Origin of the sequence: Rhodococcus sp. IEGM 1381, assembly GCF_030056795.1 — a bacterium.
Taxonomy (GTDB): Bacteria; Actinomycetota; Actinomycetes; order Mycobacteriales; family Mycobacteriaceae; genus Rhodococcoides.
In genome coordinates, this window is sequence record NZ_JASHKQ010000018.1 from 1 (window position 1) to 20,195 (window position 20,195).

Annotated in this window: 18 protein-coding genes; 17 read left to right on the forward strand and 1 reads right to left on the reverse strand. The window is 64.0% G+C overall.

The window, feature by feature from the left end; genetic code table 11:
- Positions 1 to 60 precede the first annotated feature (60 nt).
- Positions 61 to 816 carry an SDR family NAD(P)-dependent oxidoreductase gene (locus QM797_RS23210; RefSeq protein WP_283278014.1) on the reverse strand — a complete coding sequence of 252 codons (756 nt, stop codon included), beginning with the start codon at positions 814 to 816 and terminating at the stop codon, positions 61 to 63.
- Positions 817 to 1,151: 335 nt separating this feature from the next.
- Here QM797_RS23210 and QM797_RS23215 point away from each other — a divergent pair, with 335 nt between their 5' ends.
- The 17 genes from QM797_RS23215 (at position 1,152) to QM797_RS23295 (ending at position 20,131) form a co-directional block, all read left to right on the forward strand.
- On the forward strand, positions 1,152 to 2,465 hold the full coding sequence (locus tag QM797_RS23215) for an ROK family protein (RefSeq protein ID WP_283278015.1): 1,314 nt from the start codon (positions 1,152 to 1,154) through the stop codon (positions 2,463 to 2,465).
- 11 nt (positions 2,466 to 2,476) lie between these two features.
- Positions 2,477 to 3,361, forward strand: coding sequence for an alpha/beta fold hydrolase (locus QM797_RS23220; protein ID WP_283278016.1), 885 nt, complete (start codon positions 2,477 to 2,479; stop codon positions 3,359 to 3,361).
- A gap of 98 nt (positions 3,362 to 3,459) precedes the next feature.
- Complete coding sequence (gene mshA / locus QM797_RS23225; RefSeq protein WP_283278017.1) at positions 3,460 to 4,788, forward strand: D-inositol-3-phosphate glycosyltransferase; 1,329 nt, start codon at positions 3,460 to 3,462, stop codon at positions 4,786 to 4,788.
- Positions 4,785 to 5,282 (forward strand): type III secretion system chaperone family protein, encoded by a 498-nt coding sequence (locus QM797_RS23230; protein ID WP_283278018.1) that lies wholly within the window; start codon positions 4,785 to 4,787, stop codon positions 5,280 to 5,282. Before mshA ends, QM797_RS23230 begins: the two co-directional genes overlap by 4 nt.
- Before the next feature lie 58 nt (positions 5,283 to 5,340).
- Positions 5,341 to 6,786 carry a nucleobase:cation symporter-2 family protein gene (locus tag QM797_RS23235; protein ID WP_283278019.1) on the forward strand — a complete coding sequence of 482 codons (1,446 nt, stop codon included), beginning with the start codon at positions 5,341 to 5,343 and terminating at the stop codon, positions 6,784 to 6,786.
- Between the two features lie 75 nt (positions 6,787 to 6,861).
- Entirely contained in the window at positions 6,862 to 7,953 is a 1,092-nt protein-coding gene (locus QM797_RS23240) for a BMP family lipoprotein (protein ID WP_283278021.1), read from the forward strand.
- 22 nt (positions 7,954 to 7,975) lie between these two features.
- A complete protein-coding gene (locus tag QM797_RS23245; protein WP_283278023.1) occupies positions 7,976 to 9,478 on the forward strand; it encodes an ABC transporter ATP-binding protein in 1,503 nt (500 codons plus the stop codon).
- Positions 9,462 to 10,709 (forward strand): ABC transporter permease, encoded by a 1,248-nt coding sequence (locus QM797_RS23250; RefSeq protein ID WP_283278025.1) that lies wholly within the window; start codon positions 9,462 to 9,464, stop codon positions 10,707 to 10,709. The genes QM797_RS23245 and QM797_RS23250 overlap by 17 nt, the downstream gene beginning before the upstream one ends.
- A complete protein-coding gene (locus tag QM797_RS23255) occupies positions 10,706 to 11,974 on the forward strand; it encodes an ABC transporter permease (RefSeq protein ID WP_283278027.1) in 1,269 nt (422 codons plus the stop codon). Before QM797_RS23250 ends, QM797_RS23255 begins: the two co-directional genes overlap by 4 nt.
- A 99-nt stretch (positions 11,975 to 12,073) precedes the next feature.
- A complete protein-coding gene (locus tag QM797_RS23260; RefSeq protein WP_283278029.1) occupies positions 12,074 to 13,663 on the forward strand; it encodes an AMP-binding protein in 1,590 nt (529 codons plus the stop codon).
- A gap of 201 nt (positions 13,664 to 13,864) precedes the next feature.
- Positions 13,865 to 14,449 carry a DUF3558 family protein gene (locus QM797_RS23265; RefSeq protein WP_283278030.1) on the forward strand — a complete coding sequence of 195 codons (585 nt, stop codon included), beginning with the start codon at positions 13,865 to 13,867 and terminating at the stop codon, positions 14,447 to 14,449.
- A gap of 10 nt (positions 14,450 to 14,459) precedes the next feature.
- Positions 14,460 to 14,873 (forward strand): hypothetical protein, encoded by a 414-nt coding sequence (locus tag QM797_RS23270; RefSeq protein ID WP_283278032.1) that lies wholly within the window; start codon positions 14,460 to 14,462, stop codon positions 14,871 to 14,873.
- Between the two features lie 227 nt (positions 14,874 to 15,100).
- Positions 15,101 to 16,258 carry a low temperature requirement protein A gene (locus QM797_RS23275; RefSeq protein WP_283278103.1) on the forward strand — a complete coding sequence of 386 codons (1,158 nt, stop codon included), beginning with the start codon at positions 15,101 to 15,103 and terminating at the stop codon, positions 16,256 to 16,258.
- A gap of 19 nt (positions 16,259 to 16,277) precedes the next feature.
- Entirely contained in the window at positions 16,278 to 17,033 is a 756-nt protein-coding gene (locus tag QM797_RS23280; protein ID WP_283278033.1) for a phosphoglyceromutase, read from the forward strand.
- 137 nt (positions 17,034 to 17,170) lie between these two features.
- Complete coding sequence (locus QM797_RS23285; RefSeq protein ID WP_283278034.1) at positions 17,171 to 18,343, forward strand: sensor histidine kinase; 1,173 nt, start codon at positions 17,171 to 17,173, stop codon at positions 18,341 to 18,343.
- Complete coding sequence (locus QM797_RS23290; protein WP_283278035.1) at positions 18,340 to 19,029, forward strand: winged helix-turn-helix domain-containing protein; 690 nt, start codon at positions 18,340 to 18,342, stop codon at positions 19,027 to 19,029. Before QM797_RS23285 ends, QM797_RS23290 begins: the two co-directional genes overlap by 4 nt.
- A gap of 76 nt (positions 19,030 to 19,105) precedes the next feature.
- Complete coding sequence (locus QM797_RS23295; protein WP_283278036.1) at positions 19,106 to 20,131, forward strand: NAD(P)-dependent alcohol dehydrogenase; 1,026 nt, start codon at positions 19,106 to 19,108, stop codon at positions 20,129 to 20,131.
- The last annotated feature ends 64 nt before the right edge of the window (positions 20,132 to 20,195 follow it).

Genomic DNA, 20,195 nt, shown 5'->3' on the forward strand with positions numbered 1-20,195 from the left:
ACAAACGACTGCTCGTTGCGACGACCACGTGAACCCGTCACGAAGTTCCACTCACATGGGCTACTTGCGGGAGAAGCGTCCAGGGCCGGCCTGATCGCGCGGCTTGATGATGATCTGATCGAGGTTGACGTGCGACGGGCGCGAGGCCACGAAGCCGATCACCTCGGCGATGTCGCTCGCCACCAGTGGCGTGATGCCCTGATAGACGGCGTCGGCCTTGTCGGCGTCACCGTCGAAGCGGACGAGCGAGAATTCGGTCTCCACGGCACCGGGCGCGACCTCGGTCAACCGCACCGGCTTACCCAGCAGTTCGCCGCGTAGCGTCCGATGCAGCACGGCCTGAGCGTGTTTGGCGGATGTGTACCCCGAGCCGTTGTCGTACGCCTCGAACGCCGCGACCGAGGTGATCGTCACGATGAGGCCGTCGCCGGAGTCGATCAGCTTGGGCAGCAACGACTTCGTGACCCGTAGCGTGCCGAGGACGTTGGTCTCCCACATCCAGCGCCAGTCGTCGAGGTCGGCGTCGATCACCGGAGCCAGTCCCTTTGCGCCGCCTGCATTGTTGACCAGGACGTCGACGCGCGGGATCACCGCGGCGAAGGCCGCTACCGAATCCTCGTCCGTGACATCGAGTTCCAGCGCCGTGCCGCCGATGTCCGACGCCAACTCCTCGAGCCGGTCGAGTCTGCGGGCACCGATCACCACGTGGAATCCGTCGGCGGCGAGTTGGCGGGCGGTGGCCGCGCCGATGCCGGAACTCGCTCCGGTGACGACGGCGATTCGGGTATCGGGTGCGATGTGTTCGGGCGAGGTCATGGGGAAATTCTAGTTCGGGTGAAACAGCGCGTCTGGACGGGCCCGATTGGACAATCGGGCTTCGAGTGCTAATTTTGGAATCATGTCCGCCAGTGAGACCACCGCGATGCGGGTCACCTATGTGACCGCGTCCCTCGGTTCTCGCTTGCCGCTTCCTCGGGAACTGTGTTGTCTCGGCCAAGGAACCTGTCTCTAGCCTTTTCGCGCTACGGACAGTCGATTCGCGTGTCGTGGTCTTTCGTGACCACCGTGCTCGCCCCTTGACCTGCACCACTTCGCACCGTCGTCGTTGTTCATTCGCGACGACGGTCTCCACTGCTGAGGATCCACGACGGATGTCCGTAACCACGCTGCACCACCACGCTCGCCCCGCTCTGCGCTCGCCCGGTCGGATCACCGCTCCCGCATCGCGCGTCCAACTCGTCGCACCCGATCTGCGGATCGTCGACAGCCCTGTGGCGTCGGTGTTGCGAGTGGCCTGCGTCGAAGGCCCCATCTCACGCGACAGTGCCGCTCGCACAACGGGATTGAGCATCGCTACTGTCAATCGTCAGGTATCGGCTCTGCTCGGGGTCGGGCTGTTGCGCGAGCGCGCGGACCTGACGGCATCGGGCGCGATCGGCCGGCCGCGGGTGCCGTTCGAGGTCAACCATGAACCATTTTCGACGATCGGCATCCACATCGGTGCCGTCGTCACCGGCATCACCGTCAGCGACTTGCGCGGGCGCATCCTCGGCGCTGTCGAAATCCCCACCCCAGGTGGATCCTCCGATGCGGCGCTGGCTTCCGTCACTCGCAGTGCGGGTGCCTTTGCCGGACGCTGGCATCGCCGCACACCACTGTGGGTCGGGGTGGCCATCGGCGGCCGCGTCGACACCGCGAACGGCACCGTCGACCACCCGCGGCTGGGGTGGGAGAACGGCCGCGTCGCCGGCATCATCGGCGGCGGACTCGGCCTTCCCATCTCGGTCTCCGGGCACGTCGAGGCGATGGCAGCCTCGGAATTGTTGCTCGCACCTCGACTGTCGGACACCGCGGCAGCGCAGAGCTCGAGCGGAACCTCCCTGTACTTCTACGCTCGCGAGACCGCAGGCATGGCACTGACGATCGACGGCCGAGTCCACACCCCGGCAAGTGGCCCCGGGTCCATCGCCCACCTACCCACCGGATCATCGGCGCTGTGCGGATGCGGTAACCGAGGCTGCCTCGAGGCCTCCATCAGTGATCGAGCGGTGGTCGCTGCTGCCGTCGACCGCAAGATCATTGCGAGCGTAGCCCGCGGAGCGACCCATGTCGCTGCGCCGCAGCCACGTCCGAGTATCGCCGCGGTGTACCAGGCAGCGCAGGGCGGTTCGGAGGCGGCGCGCGAACTGCTGGTCGAGCGCGCTCGGATACTGGGCCGAACGGTGGCGCTGCTGCGCGACATGTTCAATCCTGATCGCGTCGTACTCGGGGGCCAGGCGTTCACCGCGTACACGGCCGGAATCCCGCACGTGGGCGAGGCCTTCACCGCGCATTCGACGCTGGCACGCCGGGATATTCGCGTCACCGGATTCGGCGACCGGGTGCAGGAATACGCCGCGACGGTGGTCTCTCTCAGCTCTCTGTACTCCGATCCGCTCGCGTCGATGCGCAGGGCTGCCGCGTAGGTTCACCGACTATGAGCACCCCTGCAGCAGGACCGGTTCGCCAGGCGATCGGGATCGACGGAGCCAATATCGTCTACCGCGTCAGCGGTGACCCCGAGGCGAGGCCACTGGTTCTGCTGCACGGGTGGGCGCAGAGCTCGGCGTGCTGGGGCGAGGGATTGTTGGCGAACTTGGCCGAGCGGTACCGCGTTGTCGCCGTCGACCTGCGGGGTCACGGCTACTCCGATGCCCCTGCGACGGGGTACGACGACTCGAAAGTCTGGGCCGGGGACGTCGAGGCGGTGCTCGCTGCAGAGGGCATCACCGCCGACGCGGTGCTCCTCGGCTGGTCCTACGGCGGTCTGGTGATCTGTGACTACCTCGCCGAACACGGATCCGGCGCGGTGGCGGGCATCGTGCTGGTCGGCGCGATCACCAGCATCGGTAGGGGAGAAGCGGGCGGACGCGTGGGGACGGCCATGCGGGCGGCGATCCCCGGTGCGATGGCCGAGGAGCCCAGGGTTGCGATCAAGGCGCTCGGTAGCTTCGGCAACGCGTTGACCGGGCCGGTACAAGGGCCGGGAGTGGAGCCTGCGGAACGACCCAGTGAGAGTCGTGGGACGCAAGCACAGGCGCTGTTCGGTTTGACCCTGTCCACCCGGCCGCGAGTGCGCGCTGCCCTGTTCGATCGTGCCGTCGGGCACGACGACCTGCTACGCAGTCTCGATGTGCCGGCATTCCTGCTGCACGGCACCGAGGACACCGTGGTCGACGTCTCCGCCGGGCGTCATGCAGCGGAGTTGATTCCCACGGCCGTGGCGTCGTATTGGGAGGGCGTGGATCACGGACCGTTCGTCGCCGATCCCGAGAGGTTCTTCGTCGAGGTAAACGAGTTCGTGGACAGTCTCGGCGTGTAATGCAAGTCCGATCTGGTCGTTCCGCAGGCTCCACTCCTGCCCGGTCGTCTGAAGGGGTAGTTATCGAGACGTAATGTGGAGGCGTGCACACTGAGGGAGTGACTGGACACCAGCTGAGCAGGGTCGCTGTGTTGTCGTTGCATACGTCCCCCCTGGCGCAGCCCGGAACGGGTGACGCGGGTGGCATGAACGTCTACGTGTTGCAGAGCGCCAAAGAGCTGGCCAAGCGGGGTGTGGAGGTCGAGATCTTCACCCGGGCGACGGCGTCGACCGACGCTCCTGTCGTCGAGGCAGCACCCGGAGTGCTGGTCCGCAACATCGTCGCGGGCCCGTTCGAGGGCCTGGACAAACACGACCTGCCTACCCAGCTGTGCGCGTTCGCGGCCGGAGTGTTGCGTGAGGAAGCTCGGCACGAGCCCGGTTACTACGACCTGGTGCACTCGCACTATTGGCTCTCGGGGCAGGTGGGTTGGCTCGCGCGCGATCGCTGGGGAGTGCCGCTGGTACACACCGCGCACACCCTCGCCGCCGTCAAGAATGCATCGTTGGCGCATGGTGACTCACCGGAGCCTGCGGCGCGCCAGATCGGCGAGCAGCAAGTGGTGGCCGAGGCAGACCGCCTGATCGCCAACACGACCGAGGAAGCGAAGTCCCTCGTGGAGATCTACGGGGCTTCTCAGGACTCGATCGACGTGGTTGCGCCGGGAGCCGATCTGGCGCAATACAATCCGGGGGACAAGCTCGCGGCCCGCGCCGAGCTGGGTCTGAACCCCGACGAGTCGATCGTCGCATTCGTCGGACGCATCCAACCGCTCAAGGCTCCGGACGTGCTCATCGCCGCGGCCGCCGAAGTGCTGCAGCGAGATCCGTCGTCGCCGCTACGGGTCCTCATCGTCGGCGGGCCGTCGGGCAGCGGGTTGGATCGGCCCGACAGCCTCATCGATCTGGCCGAGAGTCTCGGGATCACCGCGCGCGTGACGTTCCTGCCGCCGCAACCGTCGTCGCGACTGGCACAGATCTACCGCGCCGCGGATGTCGTTGCGGTGCCGAGTTACAACGAATCGTTCGGCCTGGTCGCGATCGAAGCCCAGGCTTGCGGAACGCCGGTGTTGGCAGCCGATGTCGGCGGTCTCGGCGTGGCCGTGCGATCGGGCGAGACCGGTCGGCTGGTGCAGGGGCACCGCACCGAGGATTGGGCCGATGCGCTCGCGTCGATGCTCTCGGATCGAACGGCTTTGGCGGACATGGCAAGTGCGGCACCTAGGCACGCCCGAAACTTCTCGTGGGAGCACACCGCGGACGGTCTCATCGAGAGTTACCGGCAGGCCAAATTCCATTTCGACCGCGGTGAGGCACCGAGCGAGTTCTCGCCGCGACGCATCCGTGGATTGTCGAAACTACGCAGATCGGGAGCTGTGACTGCATGAGCGAGACCGCCGAACTGATCGACCGGATCCTCGAGGATCGCGAACTGGACTACACACGGCGCGGTGAGGTGTTCACCGTCGAACTGCCCGGGGAACGCAAACTGAAGACGACGACGATGTTGACCGTCGGACATCACGGGGTGCGCATCGAGGCGTTCGTCTGCCGCAAGCCCGACGAGAACTTCGAGGGCGTCTACAGGTACCTGCTGCGTCGTAACCGTCGGCTGTATGGGGTGCACTACACCATCGACAAAGTCGGCGATATCTATCTCGTGGGCCGAATGTCGTTGCGGGCCGTCGACGGTGACGAACTCGATCGCTTCTTCGGTCAGACCCTCGAGGCCGCCGACGGCGACTTCAACGTGCTGCTCGAACTGGGATTCGCGGAGTCCATCAAACGTGAATGGGCATGGCGGGTCTCGCGTGGCGAATCGTTGGCGAACCTGAAGGCGTTCGAGCACCTGGTGGGAGCAGACAAGGCCGAGCAAGCGTAACTCGCTCGAAATGGGTCGGTGTCGCTGCCCGTAACGTCCGGTTCATAGCCTGACACTCATGACCAGGCCCGAGGACGCCCGCCCGCCGGTGCTGCAGATGTTCGGTTACGGTCTGCAACACATTCTCTCGATGTTCGGTGGCGTCATCGCCGTACCGATCATCGTCGGTGGTGCGGCCGGGCTGTCCGGTGCCGACCAAGCCCTGCTGATTTCGTGCGCGCTGTTCGTCAGCGGCGTGGCCACCGTGCTGCAGACCGTCGGTATTCCTTTCTTCGGCTCGCAACTGCCGCTGGTGCAGGGCATTTCGTTTGCCTCGGTCTCGACGGTGCTGACGATCATCGGCAGTGCGGAAGACGGCCGAACCGGATTGCGCACGGTGCTCGGTGCCGTTCTGGTGGCCGCGCTGATCGGTTTGGCCATCGCGCCGTTCTTCTCGAAGATCATTCGCTTCTTTCCGCCGCTGGTGACCGGCAGCATCATCACCGTCATCGGTCTGTCCCTGATGCCGGTCGCAGCGCGGTGGATCACCGGCCAGGAAATGGTGGGCGGTGCCCCGAACCCGAACTACCTCGACCCCGCCAATATCGGTCTGGCGATGTTCACCCTCCTCGCCGTGCTGGTGATGACCAAGATTCCGGGGCTGTCGAGGCTGTCGATTCTGCTCGGACTCGTCGTCGGCACCATCGCGGCACTGATCGTCGGCAAGACCGACTTCGACGGTGTCGGTGACGCATCCGTGATGGCCGTACCGACGCCGTTCGCGTTCGGGTCACCGATCTTCGCCGTCGGTGCGATCGTCTCGATGACCATCGTGATCCTGGTGATCATGGTCGAGACCACGGCCGACATCCTCGCCGTCGGTGAGGTCGTCGGCACCGACGTAGACTCCAAGCGCGTCGGTGACGGACTGCGCGCCGACATGGTGTCCTCTGCCGTCGCCCCGATCTTCAACACCTTCCCCGCGACGGCCTTCGCGCAGAACGTGGGTCTGGTGGCGATGACCGGCATCAAGAGCCGCTTCGTCGTCGCGGTGGGTGGCGGCGTGCTTGCGCTACTGGGCCTTTCGCCGGTACTTGCCGCAGTCGTCGGAGTCGTTCCACTGCCGGTACTCGGAGGGGCAGGCATCGCGCTGTTCGGAACCGTCGCAGCCAGCGGCATCCGGACCCTCGGCAAGGTGAACTACGACAACAATTCCAATGTGGTCATCGTGGCGGTGACCTTGGCGTTCGGCCTCATTCCCGTTGTCGCGAGCGACTTCTGGGACGAATTTCCGGACTGGTTCGTCACCATCTTCCATTCCGGAATCAGTGCCGCCAGCATCGTGGCGGTGGTCCTCAACGTATTCTTCAACGTATTCAGACCCGGTACGCCGCCGAACCCATCGGTGGTGGCAGCGGGACCGGCAGTGATGGTGCGTGAGGACGAAGCACGAATACTCCGTGAGGGCGGCAGCTTGCCCGAGAAGGCTCGGCGCGATCAGGCTGCACCTGATAACGACACCTGAGTGAAATCCTGCGCACCCTCGCCCGCGCGAGTAGCGTCCCGAACCAGACGAAGCACATCTAAATTGGAGGACATCTTGTCATTCGTTACCCGCACGAGTACGCGGAAGGCAGCACTCGGCGGCGTCGCGTCGCTCGGTGCCATCGCCCTGATCGCAGGTTGTGGATCTGCTCCCGAGAACGAAGGATCGGGTGGAGGCGAATCCAGTGACTTCCTGCCCTGCATGGTTTCCGACAGTGGCGGATTCGACGACAAGTCGTTCAACCAGCTCGGGTTCGAGGGTTTGACCGAAGCCGCCCAGGAACTGGGTGTCGAGCCGCGCACCGTCGAGTCCGCGTCGCCCACCGACTACGGCCCCAACATCAACAACCTCGTCGATCAGGGCTGCAACCTCATCGTCACCGTCGGATTCGACCTGGCCGACGCCACCAAGGTGGCAGCCGAGGCCAACTCCGACATCGACTTCGCGATCATCGACGACTCCACGATCGATCTGCCGAACGTCAAGCCGCTGACCTACGACGCGTCGCAGTCGGCATTCCTCGCCGGTTACGCTGCCGCGAGCTACAGCAAGACCGGAGTGGTCGGTACCTTCGGCGGCTCCCAGCTGCCTACCGTCACCATCTTCATGGACGGTTTCGCCGACGGTGTGAACTACTTCAACGAGCAGAAGGGCAAGGCAGTCCGCGTCATCGGCTGGGACGTGCCCTCGCAGAACGGCTCGTTCACCGGTGGATTCACCGCCAACGAAGTTGCCAAGAACACCGCTCAGGGCTTGATCGACCAGAACGCGGACGTCATCTTCCCGGTCGGTGGACCCATCTATCAGAGTGCGGCGCAGGCCATTCGGGACTCCTCGCGTCCGGTCGCCCTGATCGGTGCGGACGCCGACGTCTTCGAGTCCGACCCCTCGGTCGGCGACCTACTGCTCACGTCGGTGACCAAGGGCCTCAAGACCAGCGTCGACGAGGTCGTGGCCAACTCCGGTGCAGACAAGTTCGACAACGCTCCGTACGTCGGCACCCTGGAGAACGACGGTGTCGGCATCGCACCGTTCCACGACTTCGAGTCCAAGGTCGACCCCGCACTGCAGGGCGAGCTGGATACGATCAAGGCCGGCATCGTCGACGGGTCCATCACCGTCGAGTCGCCGTCGGCACCCAAGTAGCACCAAGCGGTCGTAAAGGGACATGAAGCTCGAACTTCGCGGTATCACCAAACGATTCGGCTCGTTGATCGCCAACGACCATATCGATCTGAGCGTCGAATCCGGCGAGATCCACTGCCTCCTCGGCGAGAACGGTGCAGGCAAGTCCACGTTGATGAACGTGCTCAGTGGCCTGTATCGCGCCGAGGAGGGTCAGATTCTGCTCGACGACGTCGAGCAGAATTTCGCTGGACCGGGCGAGGCGATGACCGCCGGCATCGGCATGGTGCATCAGCACTTCATGCTGATTCCGGTGTTCACCGTGGCCGAGAACATCGTGCTCGGCAACGAAACCACCTCGCTCGGTGGACGACTCGATCTCGTGGCAGCACGAAAGCTGGTACGAGAGATCTCCGCGAGGTTCGGCTTCGATCTCGATCCCGATGCACTCGTCGACGACCTACCCGTCGGCGTCCAGCAGCGGGTGGAGATCGTCAAAGCACTCTCTCGCGAGGCCAAGGTGCTCGTGTTCGACGAGCCGACGGCCGTCCTGACGCCACAGGAAACCGACGATCTGATGCGGATCATGCGCGAGCTAGCGGCGTCGGGCACCACCATCGTCTTCATCACCCACAAGCTGCGCGAAGTACGCGAAGTGGCAGACAAGATCACCGTCATCCGGCTCGGCAAGGTGGTCGGCGAAGCGAAACCGACCGCCAGCAACACCGAACTCGCGGCCATGATGGTGGGACGCGATGTGCAGTTGACCGTCTCGAAGGATCCCGCCTCTCCGGGAGACGCGGCGCTGGTCATCGAGAATCTGTCTGTGTTCGACGCCCAGGGCAACAAGACCGTCGACGACGTCAGCCTCGAGGTCGCGGCCGGGGAGATCCTCGCCGTCGCCGGAGTGCAGGGCAACGGGCAGACCGAATTCGTCGAGGCTCTACTCGGGTTGCAGGACAACGTGTCCGGAAAGATCAGCCTCGACGGTCGCTCGCTCGTCGGATCGACGGTGCAGGACGTGCTCGACGCCGGTGTCGGCTTCGTGCCGGAGGACCGTACCGTCGACGGTTTGGTGGGCGAGTTCTCGATCGCGGAGAATCTGATGCTCGACCGCTCGAACAGCATGCCGTTCGTGCGGCGCGGAGCGGTGCAGCGCGACTATCTGGAGAAGTTCGCATCGGAGAAGCTGAGCGAATTCGATGTGCGGGCACCGGGAATCGGGACCGCCGTCGGACGCCTGTCCGGTGGTAACCAGCAGAAGGTTGTGCTCGCACGCGAACTGAGCCGGGATCTGCGGCTGTTCGTCGCGGCGCAGCCGACTCGCGGAATCGACGTCGGGTCCATCGAATTCGTGCACAAGCGCATCGTCGCCACTCGGGATTCGGGGATCCCGGTCATCGTGGTCTCGAGCGAACTGGATGAGGTCGCCGCACTGGCCGACCGCATCGCCGTCATGTATCGAGGAGCAATCGTGGGAATCGTCCCCGGGGATACGTCCCGCGAAACACTCGGATTGATGATGGGCGGTGAGCGTGGTGAATAGCGCCGAGCAGCCCCCGGCATCCCAGCAGCCCTCGAAGTCGCATGTCGTTCTCCGGCAGATCTTCACCGGCAGTGCCATCATCTCGGTTCTCGCAGTACTGCTCGCGCTGATCGTCGGTGCCGTGCTCATCGCCGCCACCAATACCGGTGTTCAGGAGTCGGCAGGCTACTTCTTCTCGCGTCCCTCGGACATGCTGAAGGCCATCTGGGATTCCGTTGCCGGGGCGTACTCGTCGTTGTTCCAGGGCTCGGTGTACAACTTCCGGCGTCCCGGATTCGAGAACGGCATCCGGCCGCTGACCGAGACTTTGACGTTCGCCACTCCCTTGATCGTCGCCGGACTCGGTGTGGCCCTTGCCTTCCGCGTCGGCATGTTCAACATCGGTGGCCGAGGCCAGATGCTCATCGCTGCAGCGTGCGCGGGCTGGGTCGGATTCGGGGTGAGCCTGCCGGCCGGATTGCACCTGCTGGTCGCCGTCGTCGCCGGTGTACTCGGCGGCGCGGTGTGGGGCGGAATCTCCGGATTCCTGAAGGCGCGCACCGGCGCTCACGAGGTGATCGTCACCATCATGCTCAACTACATCGCGTTCTACCTCGTCTCATACCTACTGCGCACCCCCGGTGCGCTCCAGGCACCGGGATCGAACAACCCCAAGACGGCTCCTATCGCGTCGACTGCGGTGTTCCCCAAGCTGTTCGGCGACCGGTACAGCCTGCACCTCGGTTTCGTGCTGGTGATCTTCGTGACCGTCGCGGTGTGGTGGCTGCTCGAGCGATCCAGCCTCGGATTCCGCTTCCGGGCAGTGGGCGAGAACCCACATGCCTCACGGGTGGCCGGTATGAACGTCAACCGGATCTACCTCTACGCCATGATCATGTCCGGTGCGCTCGTCGGCCTTGCCGGAGTTGCCCAGGTACTGGGCACCGTTACTACCGGCTTCAGCGCCGACATCGATGCCGGAATCGGATTCGACGCCATCACCGTCGCACTGCTCGGCCGATCGAAACCGTGGGGCGTGTTCTTCGCGGGAATCCTGTTCGGCGCGTTCAAGGCCGGCGGGTTCGCCATGCAGGCGGCCGAGGGCGTACCCATCGACATCGTGCTCGTCGTGCAATCGGTGATCGTGCTGTTCATCGCTGCGCCGCCACTGGTGCGAGCGGTGTTCCGATTGCCCAAACCAGGCGAAGAGAAACTGGCGAAAGCCGAGACCGCGAAGGTGGGTGCACTGTGACCGCCCCCGTCGTCGCCCCCGCCGAGGCAGTACTCGGTCGCAGCTGGAAGGTGCCGTCGATCCTCGGGGTCGTGACGTTGCTGGCGCTGGTGCTGTTCGTCGTCAAGAAGGGTTCGGGCACAAGTACATTCGCATTGGCATCGGAGGACGACTTCTTCGCGCTGCCGGCCGTGGGTGTGCCGTCGTACGGTACCGGTCTGGTCGTGGTCGTACTGCTGGCCGTCATGACCGGCTACGCGGCGCTGCTGGCCTCGCGGTACCGCTCGACGCCTCTGTGGTTGCTCGCCGTGTTCGCGGTGCTGTTCGTGTTCGGCTTTCTCGCGTGGGCAGCCGACGGCGAGACCATCCCGGTGCCCGGATTGCTCATCGGCGCAATCGCTCTGAGCACACCGCTGATCTTCGGCGCGATGGGCGGGGTGATCTCCGAGCGGGTCGGTGTCATCAACATCGCCATCGAAGGTCAGTTGCTCGCAGGCGCTTTCGTCAGCGCCGTTGTCGCGTCGATCACCGGGTCGACGTACGTGGCGCTGCTCGCCGCTCTGGTAGCCGGCGCACTGACCGCGTCTTTGCTGGCGGTGTTCTCCATCCGCTACTTCGTCAATCAGGTCATCGTGGGTGTGGTGCTCAACGTCCTGGTCGTCGGACTGACCAGCTTCCTGTACTCGGTGGTGCTCACCAAGAACGCCGAGACGCTCAATTCGCCACCGCGCTTTGCGCGCATCGACATTCCGGTGCTCTCGCAGATTCCGATCGTCGGTCCGGTGCTGTTTCGACAGACGCTGATCGTGTACCTGATGTACGTGGCGGTAGCCCTCGTGTTCTTCGGCCTGTTCCACACCAAGTGGGGTCTGCGACTGCGCGCCGTCGGTGAGCATCCGCAAGCCGCCGACACCGTCGGAATCAACGTGGCTCGAACGCGATTCTGGAACGTCTGCCTCGCCGGTGCCATCGCCGGACTCGGCGGTGCGTACTTCACGCTCGGTTCCGTCGGAGCCTTCGGCAAGGAAATGACGGCCGGTGCCGGCTACATCGCACTCGCCGCGGTCATCTTCGGGCGTTGGGATCCGGTGCGCGCGACGTTGGCCGCACTGCTGTTCGGATTCGCGTCGAATCTGCAGAATGTACTGGGCATCATCGGGTCTCCGGTGCCGAGCGAATTCATGTTGATGCTGCCCTACGTGGTGACCATCTTCGCCGTCGCCGGGCTGGTGGGCCACGTGCGAGGACCGGCAGCAGCGGGCAAACCGTACGCGTCCCGAAGTTAGCGACCGCCCTACCTGACTCAGCGGTAGGGTCGCTGTCCGATGTGACCGCTTTCACTGTAAGGTTCGATCATTGTTGCCGCAGTTTTTCGAAGGAGAGCCATGAGCTTCCGCAGTCCCTTTCCCGACGTCGAGATCCCGAATCTGAGCGTCTACGACTTCTTGTTCGGGTCCATCGCCGAGTCCGATCTGGACAAGCCGGCGCTCATCGACGGCACCTCGGGTGACGTCACCACCTACAAGACGCTGATCGGCCAGATCGACGCCATTGCAGGTGCGCTCGCTGCGCGCGGGCTCGAGGTAGGCGATGTCGTCGGCCTGCATTCGCCGAACGTTCCCGCGTTCGCGTCGGTGCTGCACGGCATCCTTCGTGCAGGCGGGACTGCGACGACGATCAACGCCCTGTACACGGCCGAGGACATCGCCAAGCAGCTCACCGGCTCGGGCGCGAAGTTCCTGTTCACCGTCTCGCCGCTGTATCCGCAGGCAAAGGCGGCCGCGGAGAAAGTCGGCATCGATGCCGATCACGTCATCGTGCTCGACGGCGCCGAGGGCCACCCGAATCTGCGCGATCTGCTGACCCAGGGCGCGCCCGCCCCCGAGGTCTCGTTCGATCCGGCCACGCACGTTGCCGTGCTGCCGTACTCCTCCGGTACGACGGGTGTGCCGAAGGGCGTCATCCTCACTCACCGCAATCTCGTCGCGAACGTCGCACAGATGGAACCGCGCGTGGGCATCGACAGCGACGACGCGATCCTGGCGTTGCTGCCGTTCTTCCACATCTACGGTCTGACGGTGCTGCTCAACATCGCCCTCAAGCTGCGTGCGCACCTGGTGACGATGCCGAAGTTCGACCTCGTCGAATTTCTGCGCATCATCCAGGACCAGAAGCTGACGTACCTGTTCATCGCACCGCCGGTGGCCGTCGCTCTCGCCAAGCACCCGATGATCGACCAGTACGACCTCTCCAGCGTCCACACCATCTTCTCGGGAGCGGCACCGCTGGACGAGGAGCTCGGCAAGGCCGTCGCCAAGCGGTTGAACACACGGGTGCGCCAGGGCTACGGCATGAGTGAGCTCAGCCCCGTCAGCCACGCCATCCCGTTCGATCGCGACGACATGCCGCTCAGCTCGGTGGGTCAGCCGCTGGCCAACACCGAGAACAAGCTCGTCGATCCGGGCACGCTCGAGGAAATCGAGCTGCCCGCAGAGGGATTGAGCAAGCCCGGTGAGCTGTGGGTCAAGGGACCGAACGTGATGGTCGGGTACCTCAACAACCCCACCGCCACCGCTGAGACCCTCGACTCCGACGGTTACCTGCACACCGGCGACATCGCCGTCGCCGACCACGAAGGTGTCGTGTACATCGTCGACCGCCTCAAGGAACTGATCAAGTACAAGGGCTACCAGGTGCCCCCGGCCGAGCTCGAGGCCCTGCTGCTCACGCACGAGGAAATCGCCGACGCCGCCGTCATCGGTGTGCTCGACGACGAGGGCGAGGAAATCCCCAAGGCGTTCGTCGTCCGCCAGCAGGGTGCCACGATCGACGAGGCAGGCATCATCGCCTTCGTCGCCGAGCGTGTGTCGCCGCACAAGAAGGTACGACGGGTCGAGTTCATCGACATCGTCCCGAAGTCCGCGGCAGGCAAGATTCTGCGCAAGGATCTGCGCGCCGCGGAGGCCGGAAAGTAAGACTCTGTTCCACGACAACACCCCGTCCCACACTCAGTGGGGCGGGGTGTTGTTCGTGTGTGTGTCAACGTTTTTCCGGAACCTCACACCCTTTTCCCGACCGCGGGGCCCTGATCCGAGGCGATCATGGGCGCGCGGTCGGTAGTGGGGGTGTGAGGTTGCTGTGGAACCGGGTTGGCGTTCGCTGCGTCCAAGGGGTGGGTGGGTTCGACGAAGGGGAGTGGTGTCGTTACGCGGTGGTGGGTGGCGGGTCTGGTCGGTGTGATGGTGTCGGTCGCCGGATGCGGCGGGGCGACGGAGAGCGCGCCGGTTGCAGAGCCGACGACCTCGGTGGTTGCGACGCCGGTGGCGGACGAGCCATGGGATCCCTGCACCATTCCGGACAGTGCCGTCGAGGCAGCGGGATTGGATGTGGACAGCAAGAGCACGAACCTGTTCGGAGACGCGCCACTGTCCACCGATTGGATGACCTGCATCTGGACGGACCCTGATCCCGGGGCGTGGTATTTCCTGGGAGTGTTCTCGGGCTTCCACTCATTGGACGATCTGCGAAGCAACGACCGCTTCGGCCAGTTCTCGAAGGACGACGATCTGGGCGGATATCAGTTTTTGCGCGCCGATCGTCCCGCTGGAAGAAGCTGCGGTATGGCTTTCGAAGTCGAATACGGATTGGTGTACTTCGTCCTCGACACTCGCGCGGCGAGCGAGCCAGCCAGAGATCCGTGCGTGGAAATCGAGAATATTGCGCGCACCACGCGCGCGTCTCTGCCACCTACTTCGAACTGAACTGAAGGCTATGGCTGTGGGACAAAACTCGGGGGACCTGTTCGACTCGATGCAATACTGGCGACACTTGTCGGATCAGGCCGAGGCCGGAATTCTGGAGATACCGGAAGATGTTGCGGCGCAGTGTGACGCTGTATGCGTCACGTACATTGCCCACCTGGAGGGCATGGTGCAGCAGACGGAGTTTCTCGTCGATCTCGACGCATTCGGCACGCTTCCGTCAGCCCAACAGTTGGGTCGCAAGTTCAAGCGACTTGCCGATGGGGAAGAGGGGTCGGCGGCTGCTGTGATCAGGCAGCACATCGAAGTCATTCAATTGATGCGTTCGGTTTTCCGTCGTTATTTCGTCGAAACCGAAGCGGTCGATCAGAGTGTGGGAGCTCGGATCGGCGATATCGGAGCGGGTCTGGGGGTGGGGGAGTAGGTCCGCAACCTCACACCCTTTCTCTCGACCTCACACCCCAGCTATGCCTTGAACCCCAGCGCGCGGTCGGCAAAAAAGGTGTGAGGTCCCGAAAATCGCCGCGGCATACCGTCGAACATGCCCGAAATGTCCGCAAAGGCAACCACAGCAACACAATCGAGACAACGTTCGCGAATCGGATGACTTAGTCTGCGATCGTGAATCTCTCCATTGCCCGTCTGGCACCGATGCGACCGCGTGATCCCAAGGAGCCGCATCGGGCCGCGAGTCCCCTCGAATTGTTCTTCGACCTCGTGTTCGTGGTGGCCGTGAGTATCGCGGCGGTGCAGCTCCATCACGCGCTCACCGAGAACCACCTTGCCGACGGTCTTCTCAGCTATGCGCTCGTGTTCTTCGCGATCTGGTGGGCGTGGATGAACTTCACCTGGTTCGCCACGTCGTTCGACACCGACGACTGGCTGTATCGCGCGTTGACCGTTGTGCAGATGGCCGGCGTACTGGTGCTTGCCGCCGGGATCGAATCTGCCTTCGTGGACAAGGATTTCGCGATCGTGGTACTCGGCTACGTCGTGATGCGCGTGGCCATGGTGACGCAGTGGGTTCGAGCATCTCGGTCGAGCGAGTACAGGAAGACCGCACTGTCGTACGCGATAGGCATTGCGGGAGTGCAGGTTCTGTGGATTCTCTGGATGGTGCTGCTCGACGGCACAGCCGCCGTCATCATGTTCTTCGTGCTGGCGGCTGTCGAGATGTCGGTTCCGGTGATCGCCGAACGCAGCGGCTCGACGCCGTGGCATCCGCATCACATCACCGAGCGCTACGGGCTGTTCACGCTGATACTCCTCGGCGAAAGTCTGCTCGCATCGGCCAACGCCATCATCGAAGCGCTTCACGACGAGACGGCCCTGGCACCGTTGATTTCGATTTCCGTTCTCACACTCGTCGTCACCGCGAGCCTGTGGTGGATCTACTTCTGGCCGCCGCATCACCGGGCAATCGCCAAGTTCGGCAACTCGCTGATCTACGGCTACGCGCACTACTTCATCTTCGCGGCCGCCGGCGCGTTCTCGGCGGGCATCGAGGTCGAGATCGACGTGCTCACCGAACACAGCAAGCTCGGCGACGTCGCCGCGTCGTTCACCGTCACGGTTCCGATCGCGATATTCGTCCTCGGAGTGTGGTTGATCGCCATCCGAGCCAATGCGGACCGCATCGTCAACATCGCAGTTCCGGTGGGTGCCGTGTTGGTGCTGTTCGACCCCGTCATTCCCATCCCGATCACCCTCACCGCTCTCGTCATGATCGTCGTCGTCGCAGTCCTGGTCGCACGCGGGCCAACTACCTCCCACCATCAGGTCGTTCCGCAGGCTCCACTCCCGGGGTAGAGCATGAGAAACTGACCACATGAGTATCGGAACCCTGATTCTGCTCCGTCACGGCGAGAGCGAATGGAACGCGTCCAATCAGTTCACCGGATGGCAGGACGTGCGCCTCACCGCGAAGGGTGAGGCAGAAGGTAAGCGCGCCGGCGAGCTGATCAAGGACGCCGGCATTCTCCCGGACGTGCTGTACACCTCGCTGTTGCGCCGCGCGATCAGCACCGCGAACCTCGCCCTCGACGCTGCCGATCGGCACTGGATCCCCGTCGTACGCGACTGGCGTCTGAACGAACGGCACTACGGCGCGCTGCAGGGATTGAACAAGGCCGAGACCAAGGACAAGTACGGCGACGAGCAGTTCATGCTGTGGCGTCGGAGCTACGACACGCCGCCGCCGCCCATCGAGATCGGGAGCCAATACAGCCAGGATGCAGACCCGCGCTACGCCGACCTCGACAGCGTTCCGCTCACCGAGTGCCTGAAGGACGTCGTCGATCGGTTCATCCCGTACTACGAGGACGTCATCGTCGCGGATCTGCTCGCAGGGAAGACTGTCATGGTGGCGGCGCACGGGAACTCGCTGCGCGCGCTGGTCAAGTACCTCGACAACATCTCCGACGACGACATCGCCGCGCTCAACATCCCGACCGGCATTCCGCTGCAATACGACCTCGAGGCAGTCGACGGCAAGCTGACGCCCACCAACCCAGGCGGAACCTACCTCGACCCGGAAGCAGCGGCCGCGGGCGCTGCTGCCGTGGCAAACCAGGGCGGTAAGTAACTCCGACGCGCACAAACCGGCAGTTTGTCGAAACTGAAGGTGAACGAACGAAGAACACTGCCGACGAGGACTATGACGACCAGGGAAATGCCTGCACCCTGCGTATGTGAGCCGTCCATCGAACGTACGATTCCGGTGTGAGTGTCGCATCGGCCGTACTACTGGCAATAGCCACGGCCTTCGTGGGATACCTCGTCGGCGGTGTTCTCATCCCGTACCTCAACACTCGACACTCGGAGCGTCGCCGCGCTACGTCCGGCCTGACGATGTCGCAGGTACTGGACCTGATCGTGCTCGCGTCGGAGAGCGGCATCGCCGTCGTCGATCAGTTTCACGACGTCGTGCTGTCGAATCCACGGGCCGAGGAGCTCGGTTTGGTGCGTAATCGTTCCATCGACGAGCGCGCCTGGGCTGCTGCGACGAAAGTGCTGTCCGACGGCCATCCCGTCGAAGTCGATCTCAGCTCCAAGGCACCGCGACCGGGCCGCGACAAAATCGCCGTCCGGTGCGTCGCACGTCTGCTCAGCAAGGAAGACAAGCGCTTCGTGGTGCTCTTCGCCGACGACGATTCCGAGCAGGTCCGGATGGAAGCGACCCGCCGCGACTTCGTGGCCAACGTCAGTCACGAGCTCAAGACACCCGTCGGTGCGATGAGCCTGCTGGCCGAGGCGCTGCTCGAGTCCGCGGACGATCCGGATTCCGTTCGGCACTTCGGCGGCAAGGTCGTCGCCGAATCCAAACGGCTGGGCAACATGGTGACCGAGCTGATCGCGCTCTCGCGATTGCAAGGGGCCGAGAAGCTACCCGACCTCGATGTCGTCGATGTCGATACCGTCGTCAACGAGGCGATGGACCGCTCCAAGCTCGCCGCCGAGAACGCCGGCATTTCCGTAACCACCGATCACCCGAGCGGACTCGAAGTACTCGGCGACCAAGCACTATTGGTGACGGCGCTCGCCAACCTCATTCAGAACGCGATCGCATATTCCTCCAACGGATCGCCCGTCTCGGTGAGCCGGGCACTGCGCGGCTCGCAGGTCGCGTTCGCCGTCACCGACCGCGGCATCGGCATCGCCAAAGCCGATCAGGAACGCGTCTTCGAGAGATTCTTCCGCGTCGACAAAGCTCGGTCGCGGGCCACCGGCGGCACAGGCCTGGGCCTGGCCATCGCCAAACACGTCGCAGCCAACCACAACGGCAGCATCTCGCTGTGGAGCAAGCTGGGCACCGGATCCACCTTCACCCTCCAGATCCCCGCGTACTTCGAAGAAGAAGACGACGCTGCGGTTACAGAAAGAGAGAATCAGTGACCAACGTTCTGATCGTGGAAGACGAAGAGTCGTTGGCCGATCCACTGGCCTTCCTGCTCCGCAAAGAAGGGTTCGAGGCCACCGTCGTCGGCGACGGACCGTCGGCACTGGCCGAATTCGATCGTGCCGGAGCGGACATCGTGTTGCTCGATCTCATGCTCCCCGGGATGAGCGGCACCGACGTGTGCAAGCAATTGCGCTCGCGCTCAGGCGTTCCCGTCATCATGGTGACCGCACGCGACAGCGAGATCGACAAGGTGGTCGGCCTCGAACTGGGAGCCGACGACTACGTCACCAAGCCCTACTCGGCACGCGAGCTCATCGCCCGCATCCGCGCGGTACTGCGCCGGGGCTCCGACGCCGAGGTCGACGGCGGAGTCGACACCGGAGTGCTCGAGGCCGGACCGGTGCGAATGGACGTCGAACGCCATGTGGTGATGGTGGGATCCGAGCAGATCACGTTGCCGCTCAAGGAATTCGACCTGCTCGAGTACCTGCTGCGCAACTCCGGTCGCGTGCTCACCCGCGGGCAGTTGATCGACCGCGTGTGGGGAGCCGACTATGTGGGCGACACCAAGACACTGGACGTGCACGTGAAGCGACTGCGCTCCAAGATCGAAACCGACCCGGCCAAGCCGGAGCATTTGGTCACGGTGCGAGGCTTGGGCTACAAGCTGGAAGGGTAGTGCCGGTAACGACCTCTCTCTGAAGGTTTAAGATTCAAGTACAACTGACGAATCCGATGACGAGAGAAGTGATTGCATGAAGGCCTTACAGTATCGAACCATCGGCTCACGCCCGGAACTGGTCGATGTCGAGAAGCCGACGCCCACAGCGTCGGAAATCCTGCTGCGAGTGACGGCCGCAGGAGCCTGTCACTCGGACGAGTTCATCATGGGCGTCTCCGAGGAGGAGTACTTCTTCAAGCCGGTTCCGCTGACACTTGGCCACGAGGTGGCGGGCGTCGTCGAAGCCATCGGTGAGGGCGTGACCGACGTCGAGATCGGCGAGTCGGTCATCGTGTACGGACCGTGGGGCTGTGGACGCTGTTATCACTGCGCCAAGGGCGACGAGATGAATTGCGAGAAGGGGATGCGCGCGCCTGGCATCTTCAGCAACGGTGGCATGGCCGAATACATGATTGTCGACGACGCCCGCCACCTGGTCCCGCTCGGCGACCTCGATCCCGTCACCAGCGTCTCGCTGACCGATGCGGGCTTGACGCCGTACCGGGCGGTCAAGTCGGCGCTGGACAAGCTCACGCCGGGCACCACTGCCGTCGTCATCGGTGCCGGCGGACTCGGCCACGTGGCGATCCAGTTACTCAAGGCCTTGACTCAGTCGACCGTCGTTGCTCTCGACCTCGGCGACAAGCAACTCGAATTCGCCACGGAAGTCGGCGCGGATCACGTGTATCGGTCCGAGCCCGGTGCAGCCGATTCCGTCAAGCAACTCACTCGTGGACTCGGCGCAGACGTCGTTTTCGATTTCGTCGGTATTCAGCCCACCGCAGACCTCGCCGCGGCCATGGTGTCCACCGCAGGACGCATTGTGGTGGTGGGAGTTGCTAGCGGCGCAGTCCCGATCGGCCAGCGCACGGTTCCTCTCGATGTGACCGGCCGTGCGATCAACTGGGGTTCGCGTGCCGAGTTGATGGAGGTGGTCGAACTCGCGAAGCGGGGTGCCATCGTGATCCATGTCGAGCGATACAGCCTCGACGACGCTACGGACGCCTACGACAAACTGCACGCCGGCGAAATCAGGGGCCGCGCGGTCATCGTTCCCTGACACACGGCTCGATCGTGAGCGGAAATCGTATCGGGCCCTGCTACGAAGTTTCCGCTCACCTGCG